The following is a 16,832-nucleotide window of genomic DNA, read 5'->3' on the forward strand; positions in this document are numbered from 1 at the left end:
CGGGTCAGCCGTATTGTCACGCGTTTGCCCCGCTCCCGCCGATCAGGCTTTGCCGTCCTGCGACTTGATACGGTAACCCATACCGCGGATCGTTTCGATCAGATCAATGCCCATTTTCTTGCGCAGACGTCCGACGAAAACTTCAATCGTGTTTGAATCGCGATCGAAATCCTGATCGTAGAGATGCTCCACCAGCTCGGTGCGGGAAACAACCTCGTCCATGTGATGCATCAGATAGGACAGCAGGCGAAATTCATGCGATGTCAGTTTCAGCGTTGTGCCGTTGACTGCTGCTTTCGATGTCTTGGTATCGAGCCGTAAAGGCCCGCAGGTGAGTTCTGACGACGCATGCCCGGCAGCACGGCGAATCAGAGCGCGCAGGCGCGCAAGCACTTCCTCGATATGGAAGGGTTTGGCGACATAGTCATCGGCGCCGGCATCGATACCAGCAACCTTGTCGCTCCAGCGGTCACGGGCCGTCAGCAAAAGCACGGGCATGATACGGCCGTCACGGCGCCACTTTTCAAGTACTGTCAGTCCGTCCATCTGCGGCAAGCCAATATCGAGAATCACCGCGTCATAGGGTTCCGTGTCGCCGAGAAAATGCCCCTCTTCGCCATCAAAGGCGTGATCCACTACGTAGCCGGCCTCGGTCGTCGCTTCGACCAGCTGACGATTCAGATCACGATCATCTTCAACGATGAGTATTCTCATGCGCAACTTCCCCTGCCGGACGAGCTGAAAAACGGTTCAGACAATATTCGGTTCAGTTTGCTGGAACCGCAACCTCGACACGGCGCGGACGTTCACCGTCCTTGCCGGGGATGAGGACCACGATCACGCAAACCTCGCGACCATTCTGCGTCTGGGACGTGGCGCGGGCAAGGGTTCCACCTTGCGACTCAGCCACCTGCTGGCCGACCTGCGAACAGTCAGCCGCAGCCAGCTGAAGCAACGCACTGTTCTGCGACGCGTCAGGCGCAATCGGAACCGCCCCGGCGTGAAACACGCCGGATGCTGAAATCAGGGCCGCAAGGGGCAAAGAGAAAAGTGTGTTTTTCATCATGGCGTCATTATTATCAATTGCTGTCTGAACGATGCATGAACAGTTGGACGTGGCGCGAGCCGTAAGAACAGATTTGCCACAGGTCACGTCTTTTAACATCATATTTCTTTACGTGAAATGAGTGTCGTCGCACTCAATCGGCCAAAAAAAGCAATGATGCCGCTGAGCGCGGTCAGAAATTGCATGATCGTATCGGCAAGATGGGCCTGAATATCACGGTCAAGTGATACGTCGAAGAAGCTGGAGCACGACAGAACCACCGTCGCAACAGATGCCCATACAGTCTTCGACAGATACCATTGCTTCTCATTGGTCATCCTCAATTCCTTTCTGAAACAGTTTGATTCTAAAGGGTTTTATCTACTAATTGAAAATTGCGCGGGCGAATCTGCCTGTCCCGACAGCGTTCGAAATCATCGCCACCTGGAAGTCGACCGGGGTCGCGAGGCTGCCGAAATCTGACAGGCGCTCGGCAGCAGGATAGGTCCATCGCGGTTGCGCAACCTCAACAGACCGGATCAATTTGCCGCTGCTGCATATCTCTATGCGATAGGCTTCGCGATCTTCGCCCAGGGGAACATCCGTAGCCAGCCAGCTATCTGCATCGATGCGACCGCGCCGAATCCACGAAATATGCAGGTCGCCGCGGTCATCCATCCTGCTGCGCAGATGGACGGGTTCCAGCGGTTCAAGCGCCCTAAGACCACCGGTTATCTTCAGGGTGCTGAAATACCGGTCTGAGAAATCCTGACCGGATGCGCCGACACGCCAGTACAGCGCCAATCCGGTTTCGCGCGCTTTCAAACCCGCCGGTATCACTGCACTGTCCAGAACGATGAAGGGCGTGCCCACTTCCCGTAACTGCAGAGCCTCCAGCTCGGTCCCGCACTGGCCACGCAAAATCCCGGTCAATCGCCACCGATCAGGCTGTACTTCTTCCGCGTTGAGGAATTGCAGGATTTCCCATTGGCCATCGGGAGCCGCCAGCAGTGCTGAATTTGCCCCGTTGAAGAGTTGCGGCAACGTGGTGGTTCGCAACGCGCCAAAGTGAAGATCGACCTCAAGACTGGCATTGTTCAGCAAACGGCCGCTCACGCCGCCGGGCAGCGTCGCTGTCAACCTGCCCGTCACAGCACGATCAGTCACAACAGATCGCGGTTCGAAACCACTGTCTTCAGGAGAAGCATAGGCACTTGCACCCGCCCATGGCCGGGCAAAGGCCGCAATCCGGAACTGATCAACGGGCTTTTCAGCGCCAGGCCAAAGCGGCAGATCGCACAAATGGAAACGCGGGCGGCCGAACACTACCGATGGTCCGGCTTCAGTCGGAGGCGGCAGCTCGGCTTTATGCGGATACCTGACATGCCGCGACATGCCTCTCGCCTCAATGCGCCGTGTTGCCCCGTCTTCGACAGAGGTGATGATGTAATCCCTGACCGGTGACGTGGCATCCAGCCTTATACGATCACCCGCCCTGAGCGCCGCATATTTCCATGGCAGTTCGAAATTCACCGTGTGTCGTCCTGCACGGCGGGCCTGCATCCAGTCTTCTGCCAGTGACTGCGCCTGCCCCGCATCGAGCATAGCGGGAAGGGCCAGATTTTCAGTTCCTTTGCCGTCCAGCCGCTCGGCTGAGGCCATGGCCACCTGATAATCGAGCATTGGATCGCGGTAACTGATTTCAATCCGCGTCGGCTGCTCCATTATTTCATGCATTTTCCGGCTGATCGCACAACCTTGACCGGGTTCGACATATTCCTCTATCAAGGGCATTTGTGCCTGCAACCTGCCAGCGCTGAGGAAAATCAGCGTCGCATCTGCTTCGAAGGCGTTGACGCCAAAAGCCTCCAGAAGAGGTTCAACCACGGAGCGCGCATTCCACCAGATAGCCCCGTGCAAAATCACCGAAGGCAATGGCAGCACCACCGCTGGTCATCAGCGGCATTGCTTCCGCTTCGCTCAGGCGGAAGCCGAGGAGCGCGGCCTGTTGTCCCGGCGCGGAAGGCGGTGTCCAGAGATAATTGCCGTCATTGTCCTTGAGTTTGCGAACAGCCGCCTGTGTCTTGCGATTCATCACCCAGCTGGCATTCTGGCGATAGCCGGCTTTCAACGTGTAGACCGTGTCTAGCAGGACGTCCGATGCACCTGACACGGCAAAACCACCGGCAATGCCAGTCGATAGACTGCCCAGCCTGCCCCATGTCCAGCTCGCGTCAGCAATGCTGTCATAGGTCAGGAACCCCTTGGGCTGCGTGGTGCCGTTGCCATTGATAAATGCCTGCCCTTCCTGCTCGGCAAAGGCAGTCTCGACTTCCGCGGAAATCCATTGTTCAACATCGACGGCGGCGTCATCCAATAGCGACGAAGAGGCAGCCGGCATGGCGTAGAGCTCCATGGTGGGAAACTGCAGTTCCGCCAGCTTCGAGGCTTCCGTTTGCGGTCGCGCATCGGTTTCCCCTACCCAGCCCACAGCAGGCCCCTTTACAGAGAAGGGTTTTTTTAGCACGGAGCCCGTCACCTGCCGAACCGTGGCCAAGGCGCGAATGGGCGAAAGCACCGCCAGGCGTGTGCCGATATCACGCTCCAGCTCAGGTGGAACGAGATAGCCGCCGTCCGGTGCCGAACCGATGGACAGGGCCTTGGCCTCAATGGCGCGCACGCCGTGCTCGTCACCGCGTCTAATGTAATTGTCGAAGGCATTCTTGTGTTCCAGCGATAGCAACGGGCTCATCCCCGTTTCCAAAGCAGGACGCGCCTTCTTCAGAATCATGTGATCGATCATGCGCTTCTGTTCATCAAGCGAATGGTTGATGCGCTCGACCTTTTCATGCGTCAGCACATCGGCGCTGGCACTCTTTTCGATTTGCTTTATCCGCTCATCATTGCTCTGCCGGAATTCTTCAAAGGCATGCATGAATTCATCGAAGGCTTCGGCAACATTCTGTGTGCCTGTACTCTTGATCTCAGGTGCCGGTGTGGGAAATTGTTCGGTCATTTCAAATCCTTTGTGTGTGAAGTGAAGAGAATGATTCATGTGCGGAGCCGCCGGGCGGCTGCACGCAGGGTTGCGGCCAGTGCTGCATGAACGTCGGCGCTTTGCGCCTTGACCTGCGCCACGCGCGCCGAGGGCAACATCGGAAATGTCACCACGGATATTTCCCAAAGATCAGCTTCCAGGATGCGCCTGATACCAGCACCGTCCGCCCTGGCCTTGACGGTGCGAAAGCCGATGGACAGTCCGTCGATGGCCCCTGCGCGCATCAATTCCAGCACCTCGCGGCCACGGGTGACGCCGGTGGTGAGGCGCCCCTCGACATGGAGTCCGCGCTTGTCTTCAGCAATCCGGGTCCATACACCAATAGGCTCATTGGGATCGTGCTGCCAAAGCATGCGGATACCCGAGACGCCGCGCTTGCGAACAGACCCGGCAAAGGCACCGGGCGCAATCACGTCCTTGCCAAGATCGACTTCGCCAAACAGGCTGGCATATCCGGAAAAGCTGCCGTCAAGCTCGACCCGTTCGATGGCCAATCCGGCAAACTTTTTCTCGATTTCATCATTTACCCGCATTGGCGATATCCCTTTTGTCAGAGGAACTTGGCTCCTCTTGTGGAGATTTTGATTCACCCATACGCGCTGATATGCGCGTGAAGATGCCGAGCGCCGTCCATGCGGCAAGACTGGCGGCGGCTGCACCCATGAGCATCAACTCGCCGTCACCAAGCTGGCCACGAATGTCGAGTTCCGATGCGATCTTCACGCCCGCCAACCCGCCGAAGGCCAGGCCGCAGACAATGCCGACAATGAAGCGGATGGCTGCTTCGCTCTTGTCCCTCGGCAGCATGTAGGCCAGTGAGACGGCGGAACCTGCAACAGCACCTACCGCCTTTGCCGCCAGAATCCAGGCGGCATCGGACCAGTTTGTCATGATCTTTCTCCCGAAAATTCAATCCGGCCTGCGGGCGTATCCCACGGCCTCTCTCTTCTCGTCGTCACTCAGGAAAGGTGCCGCCGACATGCGCTGCCAGAGGGCGTCACGCTCCATCGACAAGCCGTCAATGCGATCAAAATCCGGTTCCAATCGCAGACCGCCGCCATAGACCGGCCCGAGCCAGTTGCCGATGGCTTTGGCTGTGCGGGTGATCAGCGGGATCACCGCCAGGCGATAGAAAGCGCGGTTGGCTTCGGCATAGTTGGCATAGGTGTTGTCACCAGGAATACCGAGCAGCATGGGCGGAATGCCGAAGGCCAGTGCGATGTCGCGGCTGGCAGCGTTCTTCGCGGCAATGAAATCCATGTCACGCGGTGACAGGCCCATGGATTTCCAGTCAAGCCCGCCTTCCAGCAGCAACGGGCGGCCGGCCTTGGCGGCACCGGTGTATCCTTCTTCCAGCTCGGTCTTGAGCCGCTCGAACTGAGCTTCCGTGAGCCGCGCGGTATCTGTAGGCGCATAGACGAGCGCGCCGGATGGCCGTGCGGAATTATCGAGCAGTGCCTTGTTCCAGACGCCCGAAGCATTGTGGATATCAAGTGCCATCAGCGCTGCTTCGAGTGGCGCAAACCCGTAATGGTCATCAAGCGGATGAAACAGTTTGAGATGCAGTGCCTGTCCACCGTCAAGTGGAATGGTACGCTTGCTGGCGCCAACGCCATAGGAGAGTGCTACCGGCCAACCATTGTCACCTGTGATCACCCGTATCCGATCCGGCCGCAGCAGATGCAACTCGCTCGCATCGTTGCCGTTGCTGACCCGTTCCACATAGGCATTGCCGGAAAGCAGAAGATGGCCATAGAGCGTTTCAAACAGACTGGCCCCGTCGGCGCCGCCATGCGGATGTGACAAGAGATCGAGCAACGGATGTTGCGTGTGTTCTGTCCGTCCTTCGTAGAGCAGCCAGGGCGTCGCGGCGGCAGCTTCCGCCAGAAGACGCACGCACCGGTAGACGACAGGATTGCGCATGAAACCCTGCCGCGACAATCCGGCATATCCGCTCTGTGACCAGCGTGCTTCGCGGTCAAACTGCAGGGCGACAAAACCTTGCGCACCCTTGGTTTGCAGATGCGGATTTTCGTTCGCGGCGCGCCTGCGCCACGGCCAATGAAGTGCCATGAGATGCTTTCTCTTTATTTGATGCGGCAGGTCAGGTCACGGAGACAACCCTGCGCCGCATCTCGCGCCGTCGATTCAACCCTGCATTCGTTGAAGGATTTGCAAAACCCGGCAATGTATTGAAGCGGAACAAGTTTTGAGTGCGAAGCAGCATGCGCCGAGCCAGCCGGTGCATCGGGAAGATGGGCCTCCCGACATGCAGCGCCGCGCGCCAAAGGCGCGTAAAGGACGCTGCAAAACTTAGAATTTGCGTGAAATGAAAATCAGAATGATTTTCATTTCAGCTGGCAACTGACGAAAGGGGCGCGGGCGAAAGCTCGCGTCCCACTCTCGCCTTTCCAGCAACCCGAGGTTTAGCCCACGACGCGAATACGCGGGATGATCTCTTTCTTCAGCATCAGCTCGCTCAAGGCCCAGACCAGCGCATCGACGCGATCCGGCGAGCGTCCATTTGACAGGCCTGCATGGGTGAAATCGCACATTTCGTCTTCCAGTGCCGGAAACCGGCCCGCATGCCGGATCCTGCCCTGTTCATACAAGGCCGCGATGGGCTCGGCGCGCAGCGCCTTGCCCCGATTGGCCCGCACACCGCGCACCGGAACGGTGTTGTCTTCTGCGGCAATCACTGCCGCCACCATATCGCCGCCCTGATTGATTTCCGCGACGACCAAATCAGCCTCCAGTCGGTGAAACAGCGCGACAGCGCATCTCGCCCACTGGATAGGTTTGGCAGGTGCGAAGCTTTCATCGGCGAGCACCCAACCCGTCCCTTCTGCATCGAGTCCGGCGGCAACGATCCCGCAGGCATCGGATTTTCGTGTTGCACTGGCCGGAGGATCAATGGCGACCACTATCCTTTGCATCTCGGGCACATCGCCTCTGTGAATCTGTTCCATCATTGACCGGGACCAAAGGGCGTCACGGCGCTCCTCGATCAGTTCGCCATTGAGTTCCTGCCGTCCAAGACGGGTTCCGCCATAAAGCTTGTTCACATGCGTCAGGAAGCTCTGGGCGAGATTGGCCTCATTCTCCGCCGTTCGCATGCGGTTCACCAGAACAGCGTCATCACTCATCAATGCCTTGAGCAAGGCGATCGGCTTCGGCGTGGTTGTCACGACCTGCTTGGGATTTTCACCAAGGCGCAGGCCGAATTGCAGCATGTCCCAGGTTTCCTGCGCATGCTTCCATTTCGCCAGCTCATCACCCCAGGCTGCATCAAATTGCGGACCGCGCAAACTGTCGGGATCCTCCGAAGAAAACATTGCCGCTGTCGCACCATTGGCCCAGACAAGCCGGCGGCGCGTTGTTTCAAAACGCGGGCGTTCAGTCCGCGATACCGCCATGATCCCTGAAGGCCCGTCGATCATGACCTCACGGACATCGTTCAGAGTTTCTCCCACCAGCGCGATACTGAGTAATTTTCGCGGCCTGAACGGTGGAAACCCCTGCACGATGCTGTTCACCCACTCGGCTCCGGCACGCGTCTTGCCGGACCCGCGCCCACCAAGGATCAGCCATGTACGCCAATCCTTATGCGGCGGTTGCTGGCTCGCCCGTCCCTGAAACATCCACTCACGGGTCAGTGCCTGTATCTGCAATGGGCTCAGATTGTCGATGCACCAGTTCATCCGCGCGGCAGAGGGCAAGTTCATGAATTCTTCCGTCGATGCGGACCAGCGCTTCGCGCAACTCCTCCGGGCTTAACATGAGAATGGATCGCTGCTGTTCGACGCGCTTCTGCTGCATATCGCTGAGGCGATCCATGGTGCGCGCCAGTTGCGCCAATGCGTCCAGACGCGTCTTCACCGGGACCGCCTCATCTCCCAGTTGCATTTGTTCCAACTCCCGACGCAAAAGATCCATGAGGTCGCGAACAAGAGCAATTTCGGTGTTCTGACACTCAAGAGATTCAACCGTCAGTCCGTCATCGAGGACGAGCTGTTCAAACTCCGTTTTGCCGATACCAAACACGGGTGCCATCTGATCGGTGGTTATTCCGTAGTGCCGGCAAAGATCATAGGCATGCCGTCGGCAAAGCGACTGCTCACCGTATATCACTGTCATCGATAATCCTTGGGAGGTCAGATCGCCGGACCGTTGAATTTTCCGGTCACACTTCTGACGATAACCAGAACCTACAGAAGTTCCGTCACGCAGTCAAGGACTATTTTCCTAAATATGATTATTTTCTCTGAACCGCTGAAATAGTCAGGCAGAGGCCTTTTTCCAGCCCATTGCCACCAACCCTGCGCCGATCATCAGCGAACCGCCCGTACGATTGACGATGCGCTGTACGTTCGGCTTGCGAATGGTCTGGCGCGCCATCGACGCCATCAGTGCGTAGGTTCCGGCATTGAGGGTAGCGAGTACAAGGAACGTCGTCTCGAAGATCACCATTTGTGTGAAGACCGGCCGTGTCGTGTCGAGAAACTGCGGCAGGAACGCCACAAAAAAGATGATGCTCTTCGGGTTCAGCGCTGTTACCACATAGGTGTGCAGGAAGATACGCAGTGCGCTTTCATTGCTCTCGGGCGTATCGCTTGTGGTGGTGTCCGCGACCGGGGCACGCCAAAGTTTGATGCCAAGATAAATCAGATAGGCCGCGCCGATCCATTTGAGCACGGTGAAAATCGCAGCAGAGGCGGCAAGCAAAGCGCCAAGCCCAAGCATCGATGCCGTCATCGCGGTGAAATCACCCAACGCCACACCCGCCACGGTTGCGGCGGCAAAACGCCGGCCATGGCCAAGCGCATAGGAAATCACAAGCAGAATGGTCGGTCCGGGAATAGCCAGAAGGATTGCCGACGCTGCAACAAATGCCAGCCAATGTTCAATAGACATGCTCTTCCGCTCCCATCAAAAAACCACAGAAATCCATCATTGAAGAGCAATTGCAAGTGGAAAATTGGCTCCGTCCGATTCCATCAAATCTCAGTGTTGGCGGCCGCGCCCCTTGTGGCCCGACAATAAAAAGAGTTAAATTTTTCCTTGAGATAGGAAGGGACGAAATGGACTGCCCCCACGTTATGACAGCCATCATAAGAAGCTGTTAAGCGTAATCGGCTACACCATATCTTCGCGCGAGATGTGACGGACGACAGGCAGACAAGAGATTGGCATGATGAACGAGCCTCGGCCCGAAAACAAACGCAAGCGCTTCAAGGTCTCGCCTCTGCTTGGACTTGATGCCTGGATCGATTCGTCGCTCTATGAGCTGCGTTTCCGCCTCGCCGAATTCTGGGAAGACACCACCATCTTCTTTCGCCGCTTCCACGTGTCAGGCTGGCGGCGCGGCGTCGTGGAAGTTCTGAGTGAAGGCTTCACCTGGGGAACCGCCGGTTCCGTCGTCATGCTGACGCTTGCCATTCCCGCCTTCCACGACACGGAAAAAAACTGGCGCACGCGCGACGATTTTGCTGTCACGTTCCTCGACCGCTACGGCAACGAGATCGGCCAGCGCGGTATCCTGCACCGCAGCGCCGTCCCCATCGACGAATTGCCCGATCATGTGATCAAGGCGGTTCTGGCCACCGAGGATCGCCGTTTCTTCGACCATTTCGGCATTGATTTTCTTGGACTTTCCCGTGCCATGACGGAAAACCTGCGCGCCAATTCCGTGGTTCAGGGCGGCTCCACCATTACCCAGCAGCTGGCCAAAAACCTGTTCCTGACCAATGAGCGCAGCATCGATCGCAAGATCAAGGAAGCCTTCCTTGCCCTCTGGCTGGAATCGAACCTGTCCAAGAAGGAAATCCTCCAGACCTACCTTGACCGCGCTTATATGGGCGGCGGCACATTCGGTATTGCGGCCGCGTCGGAATTCTATTTCGGCAAGAGCGTCAAGGATGTGAATCTGGCCGAAGCTGCCATGCTCGCCGGCCTGTTCAAGGCACCGGCCAAATATGCACCGCATGTCAACCTGCCCGCCGCCCGCGCCCGTGCCAATGTGGTGCTCAGCAATCTCGTGCAGGGCGGCCTGATGACCGAAGGCCAGGTGGTTGGCGCAAGGCGTAATCCCGCAACGGTTGTGGATCGCGCCCGCTCGGAGAGCCCCGATTACTTCCTCGACTGGGCTTTTGATGAGATCCGCCGCGTCGGCCAGAAGTTGCCATCTCATACTTTGGTTGTACGCACTACGCTCGACACCGGCATTCAGAAAGCCGCCGAGGAATCAGCGGAATATCATCTGCGCCAGTTCGGCAAGGAATACCGCGTCACCCAGGCGGCTGTCGTTGTGCTGGAGAACAACGGAGCCGTTCGCGCCATTGTCGGCGGCCGCGACTATGGTGAAAGCCAGTTCAACCGCGCCACGGCGGCGCTGCGTCAGGCGGGCTCCTCGTTCAAGCCCTATGTCTATGCCGCCGCCATGGAAAAAGGCATGACGCCCAAGACCATGATATCGGGCGGTGCCGTGTCCTGGGGCAACTGGTCGCCGCAGAACTATTCACGGCAGTATCTCGGCCAGATCGACCTCACCACTGCACTGGTCAAATCGATCAATACGGTGCCGGTGCGCCTCGCCAAGGATTATCTGACCACGGCGCCCATCGTGGCGCTGGCGAAAGCCATGGGCGTGGAATCGGTGATCAGTTCGCACAAGACCATGGTGCTCGGCACATCGGGCATGACCGTCATGGATCAGGCGACGGGCTATAATGTGTTTGCCACCGGCGGCATTGCCGGCATGCGCCATGCCTTCACGCAGGTGACAGACCAGAGTGGCAAGGTGCTCTGGGACTGGAAGACCGATGGGGACAAGCCGCACCGCGCACTCACCGAAAAGGCGGCGTTCAACATGAACATCATGCTCAGTCAGGTGCCGGAATGGGGCACAGGACGGCGCGCTGCCCTGCCGATGACGCGCGTCGCGGGCAAGACAGGCACCACCCAGAGTTATCGCGACGCGTGGTTTGTCGGCTTTACCGGCAATTACACCGCCGCCGTCTGGTTCGGGAATGACAATTTCACCCCGACCAAGGAACTGACCGGCGGCATCCTGCCCGCCATGACATGGCAGCGCTTCATGAACTATGCTCATCAGAATATCGATCTGAAGCCCATTCCCGGCATTGATCCGACCATGCCGAAACAGGACAAGGTGGCGGCGGCGAAACCCGCAACGGGCGATGACGCCGATGCGCTGAAGGCGACGGAGCGTCCGCGCGTTCTGTCCAACGCAACCGTCACCTCCTTGCGTGAAATCGGCCAGGCGCTGAAGGAAGCGCCGGTATTGAAACTTCCTGTCCTGCCAGCGAAAGTCTCTGCGCTTTGACCGCGCAGCGCTTGCCTCTGACCAGCGCTCCCGTGTAGTGACTCCTGTATGCTTCGAAATGTGCTCCTCGCCCTCATTGCCCTTGTGATTGCCGTTGGCGGCGGTACGCTGAGCGCATGGTACGCCGTGAATCGCTTCGACGGCTTCGGCACGCTGACCGTCGGGCAATGGACCGGGTATCCCGATGCCGGTACACCGCAGTCGGACCCGTATGCCAAGGCCCGCGCCGCACGCGAAGGTGCCTTTCCGCTCGGCAGTGCCGAAGGCCTCGCCTTCTACGCCTATCGCGATGATCAGGGACAGGCCCTCAATCGCCAGTGCACCTACAGCATTGACGGCAACAGTCCCAATTCCCGGTTCTGGACGCTCTATGCAGCCGATCTGGCGCTGATTCCGCTCGATCCCGGCGCAGAACGGCTTCCGGCCCTGCAATCACGCCAGATTTTCCGCAGCGAAAACGGCAAGTTCACCGTTAGCGTCTCACCCAAGGCTCAATCCGGCAACTGGCTTGCCACCACGGGTGATGGCCGCATGGTGCTGGTCTTGACGCTGTACGATACACCGGTCGGCAGTAATTCGGGGCTGGTCGACATGACATTCCCCGTGGTCAAGAAGGTGCGCTGCGATGGGTAAGTTCGTACGCGCCCTGCTCTTTGGCCTCATCGGCGCCGGTATCATCCATGTGGCCGTTGTCCTGCTCGTGCCCATCTATTCCGACCGCAATGCATGGTCGCGCATCTCGGATTATGGCGAGGACTGGGCGTTTCATCCCGTGGTGCGGCAGGCGACGCAGCAGACCGTACCGCTGGCGCTGGATCCGCTGTTCGAAGCGGTCGCCTGCCGCTTCGATATCACCGACCTGCCCGCCCATATCACCGGTGTCGGTACAGCGCCCTACTGGTCGATTTCGGTCTATAACCGGCAGGGCGAGAACATCTATTCGATCAATGACCGCACAGCCATTGCCGACCAGCTCGATCTCGTCGTCGCCCGGCCTTTGCAGATGATCGAGCTCAACAAGACCAAGCCCGTATCGGCGGCCAATTCCGTGCTGATCGAAGCGGATATGGATGAAGGTTTTGTCGTCGTGCGCGGCTTTGTTCCCGATCAATCGTGGAAAGCCCAGGTTGACGCCTTTCTCAAAAGCGCCAACTGCTCGCCGCTGCTCTGATTATCTGTCCAGCAGGCCTTCCAGCCCCTTCTGCGCCTTGGTCGCTGCAAACTGCTGGATGTCGTAGGTTGCCAGTTTCTTCACCCAGAACGGGTCTTCGGCAAGAATGGCGCGCAGCGCCTCCTCGCTCTCGCTGCGGGCAAGAATGACACCGCCGGTGCGCGGGACCTTGCGGCCCGATGCGAGAAAGGTTCCCGTCGCGTAATGGCGGTCGAGAAACGCAATATGCTCGACAGCGGCTGCATCGAGCTGTTCGAGCGGGGCGATATAGGTCAGCGAGACGACATACATGGGGGGACTCCGGGAGGGATGATCGTACCCCCGTCATATAGACGTGCGAAGTCCCGGTCAAAACCGATGCGTGGTCAAAAAGAGGTGATAGCAGGCGATTGCAAAACCGCGCTCCGTGTTTAACCTGCACGCAGGAAAAACCTCCAACCATGCAAAGAAAGCGCCCATGAAACGTTTCAGCCTTGCCGCAACCACCGCCCTCCTTGCCCTTTCCGTGTCGTTGCCTGCCCTCGCCTTCGATCCGCAGAACGCCGAGCGCATCAAAACCCTGGTCGACACCGGCATGCAGTATTACTGGTCGGGCGGCGACGTCAAAAAGGCGGAAGCCGAGATTTTCAAGGGCATCACCCTGCATGGCCGCTATGACGTGGTGGAGCAATCCTTTGCCGAGGCGTCAAAACTTGCGCCCGAGCAGCTGAATTTCCGCTTCGCCGTGGCCTCCTCGCAGATCCTGCAGAAGAAGGTGACCGAGGCGCGCGCCACCTATGAGGACATTCTGGCGAAAGACCCGACCTCCTTCGACGCACAGGCGTGGATCGAAGCGCTCGCCCGCGTCGGCAATGATGAAACGGGCGCGGCGCTGGCGCATCAGGCGCTGGCCGGGCTCGCCCGCGACAAGGCGGAAGCCTATCGCCAGCGCTTCGTGCGCGCTGAACAGATCATCGCGGAAAAACCCAATGCGGATGTACCCGTGCTGCAGGGCAAGGTGATGATCGTGGCGCTGGGCTATGCGCTGGCCAAGGATGGCACGATGGAAAAGCCGCTGCTCGACCGGCTGGATGTGACGCTGAAGGCGGCGCAGGCCAATCCGGCGGCGCGCGTCATGGTCACGGGCGGCCAGCCGCAGGCGGGTGTCACCGAAGGCGACCTCATGACCAAATGGCTGGTGGAAAAGGGCGTCGACCGCGACCGGATCCTGATCGAGGACAAATCCAAGGACACGGTCGGCAATGTGCTGAATGTCGCCAACCTCTTGAAGCGGCATACGGCGGACAGCGTCATTCTGGTGACCAGTTCCAGCCACATGCGCCGCGCCCGGACGCTGCTGGAAGACGCTCTGAAGCAGTATGATATCGGGGCGAATGTCGTGCCTGTGGTCGCTCTGGATGCGCCGTCGCTGGATGACGCGGCCAAGGTTTCGGCGGATGAGCGGCTGGTGATCTATCGCGACCTGATGCGCGTGTCCGGCCTGTGGGCCTATCCCGGCCTGCAGCAATAGCGCTCTCAAAAACCCTCCGGGTGTTTCACAAGGAAACGGCAGGCTGCTCGCGCAGCCTGCCGTTCTTGTCTGAACCGCAGATCAGAACCTTACCGTCAGATCGGCTTTGACTGAGTTGTCGTTGACCTGGCTTGAGAACTGACCGGTATAGGTCAGGCCGATGGTGGTGGCCTTGCCGATATCGAAGGCGAGGCCCGCTTCCACCAGCGCCGCATCGGCAGCAACGGGCAAACCGTTGACATCGAAGCTCTCGCCGCCGCTGGCAAAGGCGAACTGTGCTTGCGGTGTCACATCGCCATAGGCATGCCGCCAGCCGGCCATGCCGCGCGCCGTCAGGCTTGCGGCGTTGCCAATGGTGAAGGCACGCGAGGCTCGCAGACCCAGCGTTGTCGTCGTTAGGTCCGTCGAGGATGATGGCGCCGACAGGGCTGCGATGCCGCCGGTTTCGGTGAAGCCATCGGTCTTCAGATGGGTATAGGCTGCCGCCGCAAAGGGTTCGAGTGCCGCATAGGGCGTATCGATGCGGTAGGCGGCTTCACCGAAGAGCTGAACGGTGTTGGCGCTGTAACCGGCGGTATCGGTCTCCTGAAGCGAGCCGAACGACACCTTGCGGCGGCTATCAATCTCGTGATGCGCCAGCACCGTGCCAAGGCTTAAACGTAGCGCATCGATCTTGGTGCCGCCATAGACGCCAAGCTGATAGCTGTCGACGGAGGTGGACGACCCCGCCCCATGCAGCGAGGTCGAGCCATAACCCGCCAGCACGCCAAGCCGCCACGTATCGGCAATCACGCCGTCCATCCCGGTGACGATGCCGCCGGTGTTTCTGTTATAGGCGGCGGCATTGCCATCGCTCGAACCATGGCTCCAACCGCCATAGGCCTGTCCCCACAGCGCGACCGTTGAGGCAACCGGTGCAGGCGTTGTTGCATCAAAGGCCTGATCGGCACTGTGCCTGTTCTTGCCCCTGGCATCAGGACCATAGGCAAGCGGCGTTGCAACAGGCGCAGCTTTAACAGCGACACCGTCAAAGGCGGCGCGTACCCGCTCAGACGCTGCTCCGCTGACCAGCCCGGCATCCTGCAGCAACGTGCCGCGCAGGCTGGCATGCGCCTCGCCGGACAGAGTGTCATAATGGAGCACTTCACCCTTTTTTGAGAACAGCACCGTTTGCAGTAACGGGTTGCCCAGACCAAGCTGCAGGACGGCATGGCCGGTGCTCTTCTGATTAAGTGTGACCGCATCGACAAGAACAAGGTTCTTGACCCGCTCTTCCAGAGCCACAATTTTGAGGTGCTCGGCTTCGGCCAGTGCGGCGGCCTGTTCGGCTGCAAGCTTATCCGCTGCTTCTGTTTTGGCCGTCTCGGTCAGGTCAAAACCAAGGCTGACTGTTTTGTCGGTATAGGCAAGCAAGGGGGTGATGTAATTGTAATGCGGCACAACATCATCGAATTTTCCTTTTATGCCCTTTTCGGCGGTCAGGATGTCAAAGCGCTTCTGGAAAAAGTTCTTGACCTGCTCTTCGCTTAATATTCTCGCAAAACCCGTTGTTTCGTCGACACCTTCTGAACGCACGTTGACGACACCGCCGAGAAGGTTTGCCTGACCCTTGATTGCCAATTTGCTGTTGCTCGAGCCGTCATTGGCGATCTGCACGTTGAAGATGCTGCCTTTGTCGAACGTCGCATCGCCTGTAGCCGTCAGCGTGGCAAGTTTGCTATTTACATCATTATTTCCAGTCCAGACCTCACCGCCCGCATGGGCCAACAGATTGCCAACAGTGCCCCAACCGAACAGATGACCCTTTCTGTTGATCGTGATATCGCCTGCTACTCCCTCTACAAGCGCATAGCTGTCATTGGCGGCTGATGGACCACCGTTCAGTATGATATTACCCGCCTTGCCGCCAGCAAGGACGGCAAATCTGCCGCCATTGTCAACGGTGCTTTCGCCGGTGATTTCACCTTGATCAGAGACATAGGCAATGCCGCCGTTGACAGTGACGTCCTCGACCTTGCCTTCGGTGGTTACTAGCAACTTGCCACCATTGTTGACGGTGACGGTGCCTGCCGTTGCCCCCTCGGCAACACCCAACGCGCCGCCAAGATTGACCGTACCCTTGTCGATTCTGCTTTTCTGATCAAAAATTAATGCAAAACCGCCAATGCCGCCCTTCCCCTCACTGTTCCACGCTGTCACGCCGTTGACAGTGACGTCCTCGACCTTGCCTTCGGTGGTTACTATCAGCTTGCCACCATTGTTGACGGTGACGGTGCCTGCCGTTGCCCCCTCGGCAACACCCAACGCGCCGCCCAGATTGACGGTGCCCTTGTCGATTCTGCTTTTCTCACCGAAAATATTTGCAAAACCGCCAATGCCGCCCTTTCCCTCACTGTTCCACGCTGTCACGCCGTTGACAGTGACGTCCTCGACCTTGCCTTCGGTGGTTACTATCAGCTTACCGCCATTGTTGACGGTGACGATGCCTGCCGTTGCCCCCTCGGCAACAGCCAAGAAGCCGCCCAGATTGACGGTACCCTTGTCGATTCTGCTTTTCTGATCAAAAATTAATGCAAAACCGCCAACGCCACCGGTCGCGTCACCGCTCCACGCTGTCACGCCGTTGACGGTGACGTCCTTCACCTTGCCTTCGGTCTCCACCTCCAACTTACCGCCATTGTTGACGGTGACGATGCCTGCCGT

At 58.6% G+C, this 16,832-nt stretch carries 16 protein-coding genes and 1 pseudogene; 4 read left to right on the forward strand and 13 right to left on the reverse strand.

The features are described from left to right. Positions 1 to 42: 42 nt before the first annotated feature. The 11 genes and pseudogenes from FHW16_RS01785 to FHW16_RS01835 all read right to left on the reverse strand — a co-directional run bounded on the left by FHW16_RS01785 (position 43) and on the right by FHW16_RS01835 (position 9,017). Positions 43 to 714, reverse strand: a complete 672-nt coding sequence (locus FHW16_RS01785) for a response regulator transcription factor (RefSeq protein ID WP_182547453.1) — start codon at positions 712 to 714, stop codon at positions 43 to 45. Between the two features lie 52 nt (positions 715 to 766). Then, positions 767 to 1,063: a hypothetical protein gene (locus FHW16_RS01790; RefSeq protein WP_432652003.1), complete on the reverse strand. Its 297-nt coding sequence runs from the start codon at positions 1,061 to 1,063 to the stop codon at positions 767 to 769. Positions 1,064 to 1,164: 101 nt separating this feature from the next. Then, complete coding sequence (locus FHW16_RS01795) at positions 1,165 to 1,383, reverse strand: hypothetical protein (protein WP_182547455.1); 219 nt, start codon at positions 1,381 to 1,383, stop codon at positions 1,165 to 1,167. Between the two features lie 46 nt (positions 1,384 to 1,429). After that, on the reverse strand, positions 1,430 to 2,932 hold the full coding sequence (locus tag FHW16_RS01800) for a phage tail protein (protein WP_182547456.1): 1,503 nt from the start codon (positions 2,930 to 2,932) through the stop codon (positions 1,430 to 1,432). Positions 2,933 to 2,945: 13 nt separating this feature from the next. Continuing rightward, a pseudogene (locus FHW16_RS01805) lies at positions 2,946 to 4,061 on the reverse strand (phage major capsid protein); the annotation flags it as partial. A gap of 35 nt (positions 4,062 to 4,096) precedes the next feature. Beyond that, complete coding sequence (locus FHW16_RS01810) at positions 4,097 to 4,636, reverse strand: HK97 family phage prohead protease (protein WP_182547458.1); 540 nt, start codon at positions 4,634 to 4,636, stop codon at positions 4,097 to 4,099. Beyond that, positions 4,623 to 4,994 (reverse strand): DUF6107 family protein, encoded by a 372-nt coding sequence (locus FHW16_RS01815; RefSeq protein ID WP_182547459.1) that lies wholly within the window; start codon positions 4,992 to 4,994, stop codon positions 4,623 to 4,625. The genes FHW16_RS01810 and FHW16_RS01815 overlap by 14 nt, the downstream gene beginning before the upstream one ends. Positions 4,995 to 5,012: 18 nt before the next feature. Beyond that, the gene (locus FHW16_RS01820) at positions 5,013 to 6,176 is read right to left on the reverse strand and encodes a phage portal protein (protein WP_182547460.1); all 1,164 of its coding nucleotides are present in this window, start codon (positions 6,174 to 6,176) and stop codon (positions 5,013 to 5,015) included. 353 nt (positions 6,177 to 6,529) lie between these two features. Continuing rightward, on the reverse strand, positions 6,530 to 7,804 hold the full coding sequence (locus tag FHW16_RS01825) for a DNA-packaging protein (protein WP_246711652.1): 1,275 nt from the start codon (positions 7,802 to 7,804) through the stop codon (positions 6,530 to 6,532). Continuing rightward, positions 7,749 to 8,156 (reverse strand): hypothetical protein, encoded by a 408-nt coding sequence (locus FHW16_RS01830; RefSeq protein ID WP_182547461.1) that lies wholly within the window; start codon positions 8,154 to 8,156, stop codon positions 7,749 to 7,751. Before FHW16_RS01830 ends, FHW16_RS01825 begins: the two co-directional genes overlap by 56 nt. A gap of 228 nt (positions 8,157 to 8,384) precedes the next feature. Beyond that, positions 8,385 to 9,017 (reverse strand): LysE family translocator, encoded by a 633-nt coding sequence (locus tag FHW16_RS01835; RefSeq protein ID WP_182547462.1) that lies wholly within the window; start codon positions 9,015 to 9,017, stop codon positions 8,385 to 8,387. 277 nt (positions 9,018 to 9,294) lie between these two features. Here FHW16_RS01835 and FHW16_RS01840 point away from each other — a divergent pair, with 277 nt between their 5' ends. From FHW16_RS01840 to FHW16_RS01850, 3 genes are read left to right on the forward strand one after another with little or no spacing between them, the layout of a single operon-like run. Then, entirely contained in the window at positions 9,295 to 11,448 is a 2,154-nt protein-coding gene (locus FHW16_RS01840) for a transglycosylase domain-containing protein (protein WP_432651985.1), read from the forward strand. 48 nt (positions 11,449 to 11,496) lie between these two features. Further along, a complete protein-coding gene (locus FHW16_RS01845) occupies positions 11,497 to 12,081 on the forward strand; it encodes a DUF1214 domain-containing protein (RefSeq protein WP_182547463.1) in 585 nt (194 codons plus the stop codon). After that, on the forward strand, positions 12,074 to 12,619 hold the full coding sequence (locus tag FHW16_RS01850; RefSeq protein ID WP_182547464.1) for a DUF1254 domain-containing protein: 546 nt from the start codon (positions 12,074 to 12,076) through the stop codon (positions 12,617 to 12,619). The genes FHW16_RS01845 and FHW16_RS01850 overlap by 8 nt, the downstream gene beginning before the upstream one ends. Here FHW16_RS01850 and FHW16_RS01855 read toward each other — a convergent pair whose 3' ends face one another. Then, positions 12,620 to 12,910 (reverse strand): YciI family protein, encoded by a 291-nt coding sequence (locus FHW16_RS01855; RefSeq protein ID WP_182547465.1) that lies wholly within the window; start codon positions 12,908 to 12,910, stop codon positions 12,620 to 12,622. A gap of 166 nt (positions 12,911 to 13,076) precedes the next feature. Here FHW16_RS01855 and FHW16_RS01860 point away from each other — a divergent pair, with 166 nt between their 5' ends. Further along, positions 13,077 to 14,129, forward strand: coding sequence for a YdcF family protein (locus FHW16_RS01860; RefSeq protein WP_182547466.1), 1,053 nt, complete (start codon positions 13,077 to 13,079; stop codon positions 14,127 to 14,129). Between the two features lie 81 nt (positions 14,130 to 14,210). Here FHW16_RS01860 and FHW16_RS01865 read toward each other — a convergent pair. Beyond that, a partial coding sequence (locus tag FHW16_RS01865) for an autotransporter domain-containing protein (protein WP_182547467.1) occupies positions 14,211 to 16,832 on the reverse strand: 2,622 nt, incomplete at its 5' end.

It is taken from the genome of Phyllobacterium myrsinacearum (assembly GCF_014138285.1).
Taxonomy (GTDB): domain Bacteria; phylum Pseudomonadota; class Alphaproteobacteria; order Rhizobiales; family Rhizobiaceae; genus Phyllobacterium; species Phyllobacterium myrsinacearum_A.

Excerpts from the sequence above, each read along its gene's own strand:
- FHW16_RS01820 (WP_182547460.1), bottom strand. The coding sequence starts at position 6,176 with ATGGCACTTCATTGGCCGTGGCGCAGGCGCGCCGCGAACGAAAATCCG.
- FHW16_RS01795 (WP_182547455.1), bottom strand. The coding sequence starts at position 1,383 with ATGACCAATGAGAAGCAATGGTATCTGTCGAAGACTGTATGGGCATCT.
- FHW16_RS01790 (WP_432652003.1), bottom strand. The coding sequence starts at position 1,063 with ATGAAAAACACACTTTTCTCTTTGCCCCTTGCGGCCCTGATTTCAGCA.
- FHW16_RS01835 (WP_182547462.1), bottom strand. The coding sequence starts at position 9,017 with ATGTCTATTGAACATTGGCTGGCATTTGTTGCAGCGTCGGCAATCCTT.
- FHW16_RS01825 (WP_246711652.1), bottom strand. The coding sequence starts at position 7,804 with ATGAACTGGTGCATCGACAATCTGAGCCCATTGCAGATACAGGCACTG.
- FHW16_RS01785 (WP_182547453.1), bottom strand. The coding sequence starts at position 714 with ATGAGAATACTCATCGTTGAAGATGATCGTGATCTGAATCGTCAGCTG.
- FHW16_RS01850 (WP_182547464.1), top strand. The coding sequence starts at position 12,074 with ATGGGTAAGTTCGTACGCGCCCTGCTCTTTGGCCTCATCGGCGCCGGT.
- FHW16_RS01840 (WP_432651985.1), top strand. The coding sequence starts at position 9,295 with ATGATGAACGAGCCTCGGCCCGAAAACAAACGCAAGCGCTTCAAGGTC.
- FHW16_RS01815 (WP_182547459.1), bottom strand. The coding sequence starts at position 4,994 with ATGACAAACTGGTCCGATGCCGCCTGGATTCTGGCGGCAAAGGCGGTA.
- FHW16_RS01830 (WP_182547461.1), bottom strand. The coding sequence starts at position 8,156 with ATGGCACCCGTGTTTGGTATCGGCAAAACGGAGTTTGAACAGCTCGTC.
- FHW16_RS01810 (WP_182547458.1), bottom strand. The coding sequence starts at position 4,636 with ATGCGGGTAAATGATGAAATCGAGAAAAAGTTTGCCGGATTGGCCATC.
- FHW16_RS01845 (WP_182547463.1), top strand. The coding sequence starts at position 11,497 with ATGCTTCGAAATGTGCTCCTCGCCCTCATTGCCCTTGTGATTGCCGTT.
- FHW16_RS01860 (WP_182547466.1), top strand. The coding sequence starts at position 13,077 with ATGAAACGTTTCAGCCTTGCCGCAACCACCGCCCTCCTTGCCCTTTCC.
- FHW16_RS01855 (WP_182547465.1), bottom strand. The coding sequence starts at position 12,910 with ATGTATGTCGTCTCGCTGACCTATATCGCCCCGCTCGAACAGCTCGAT.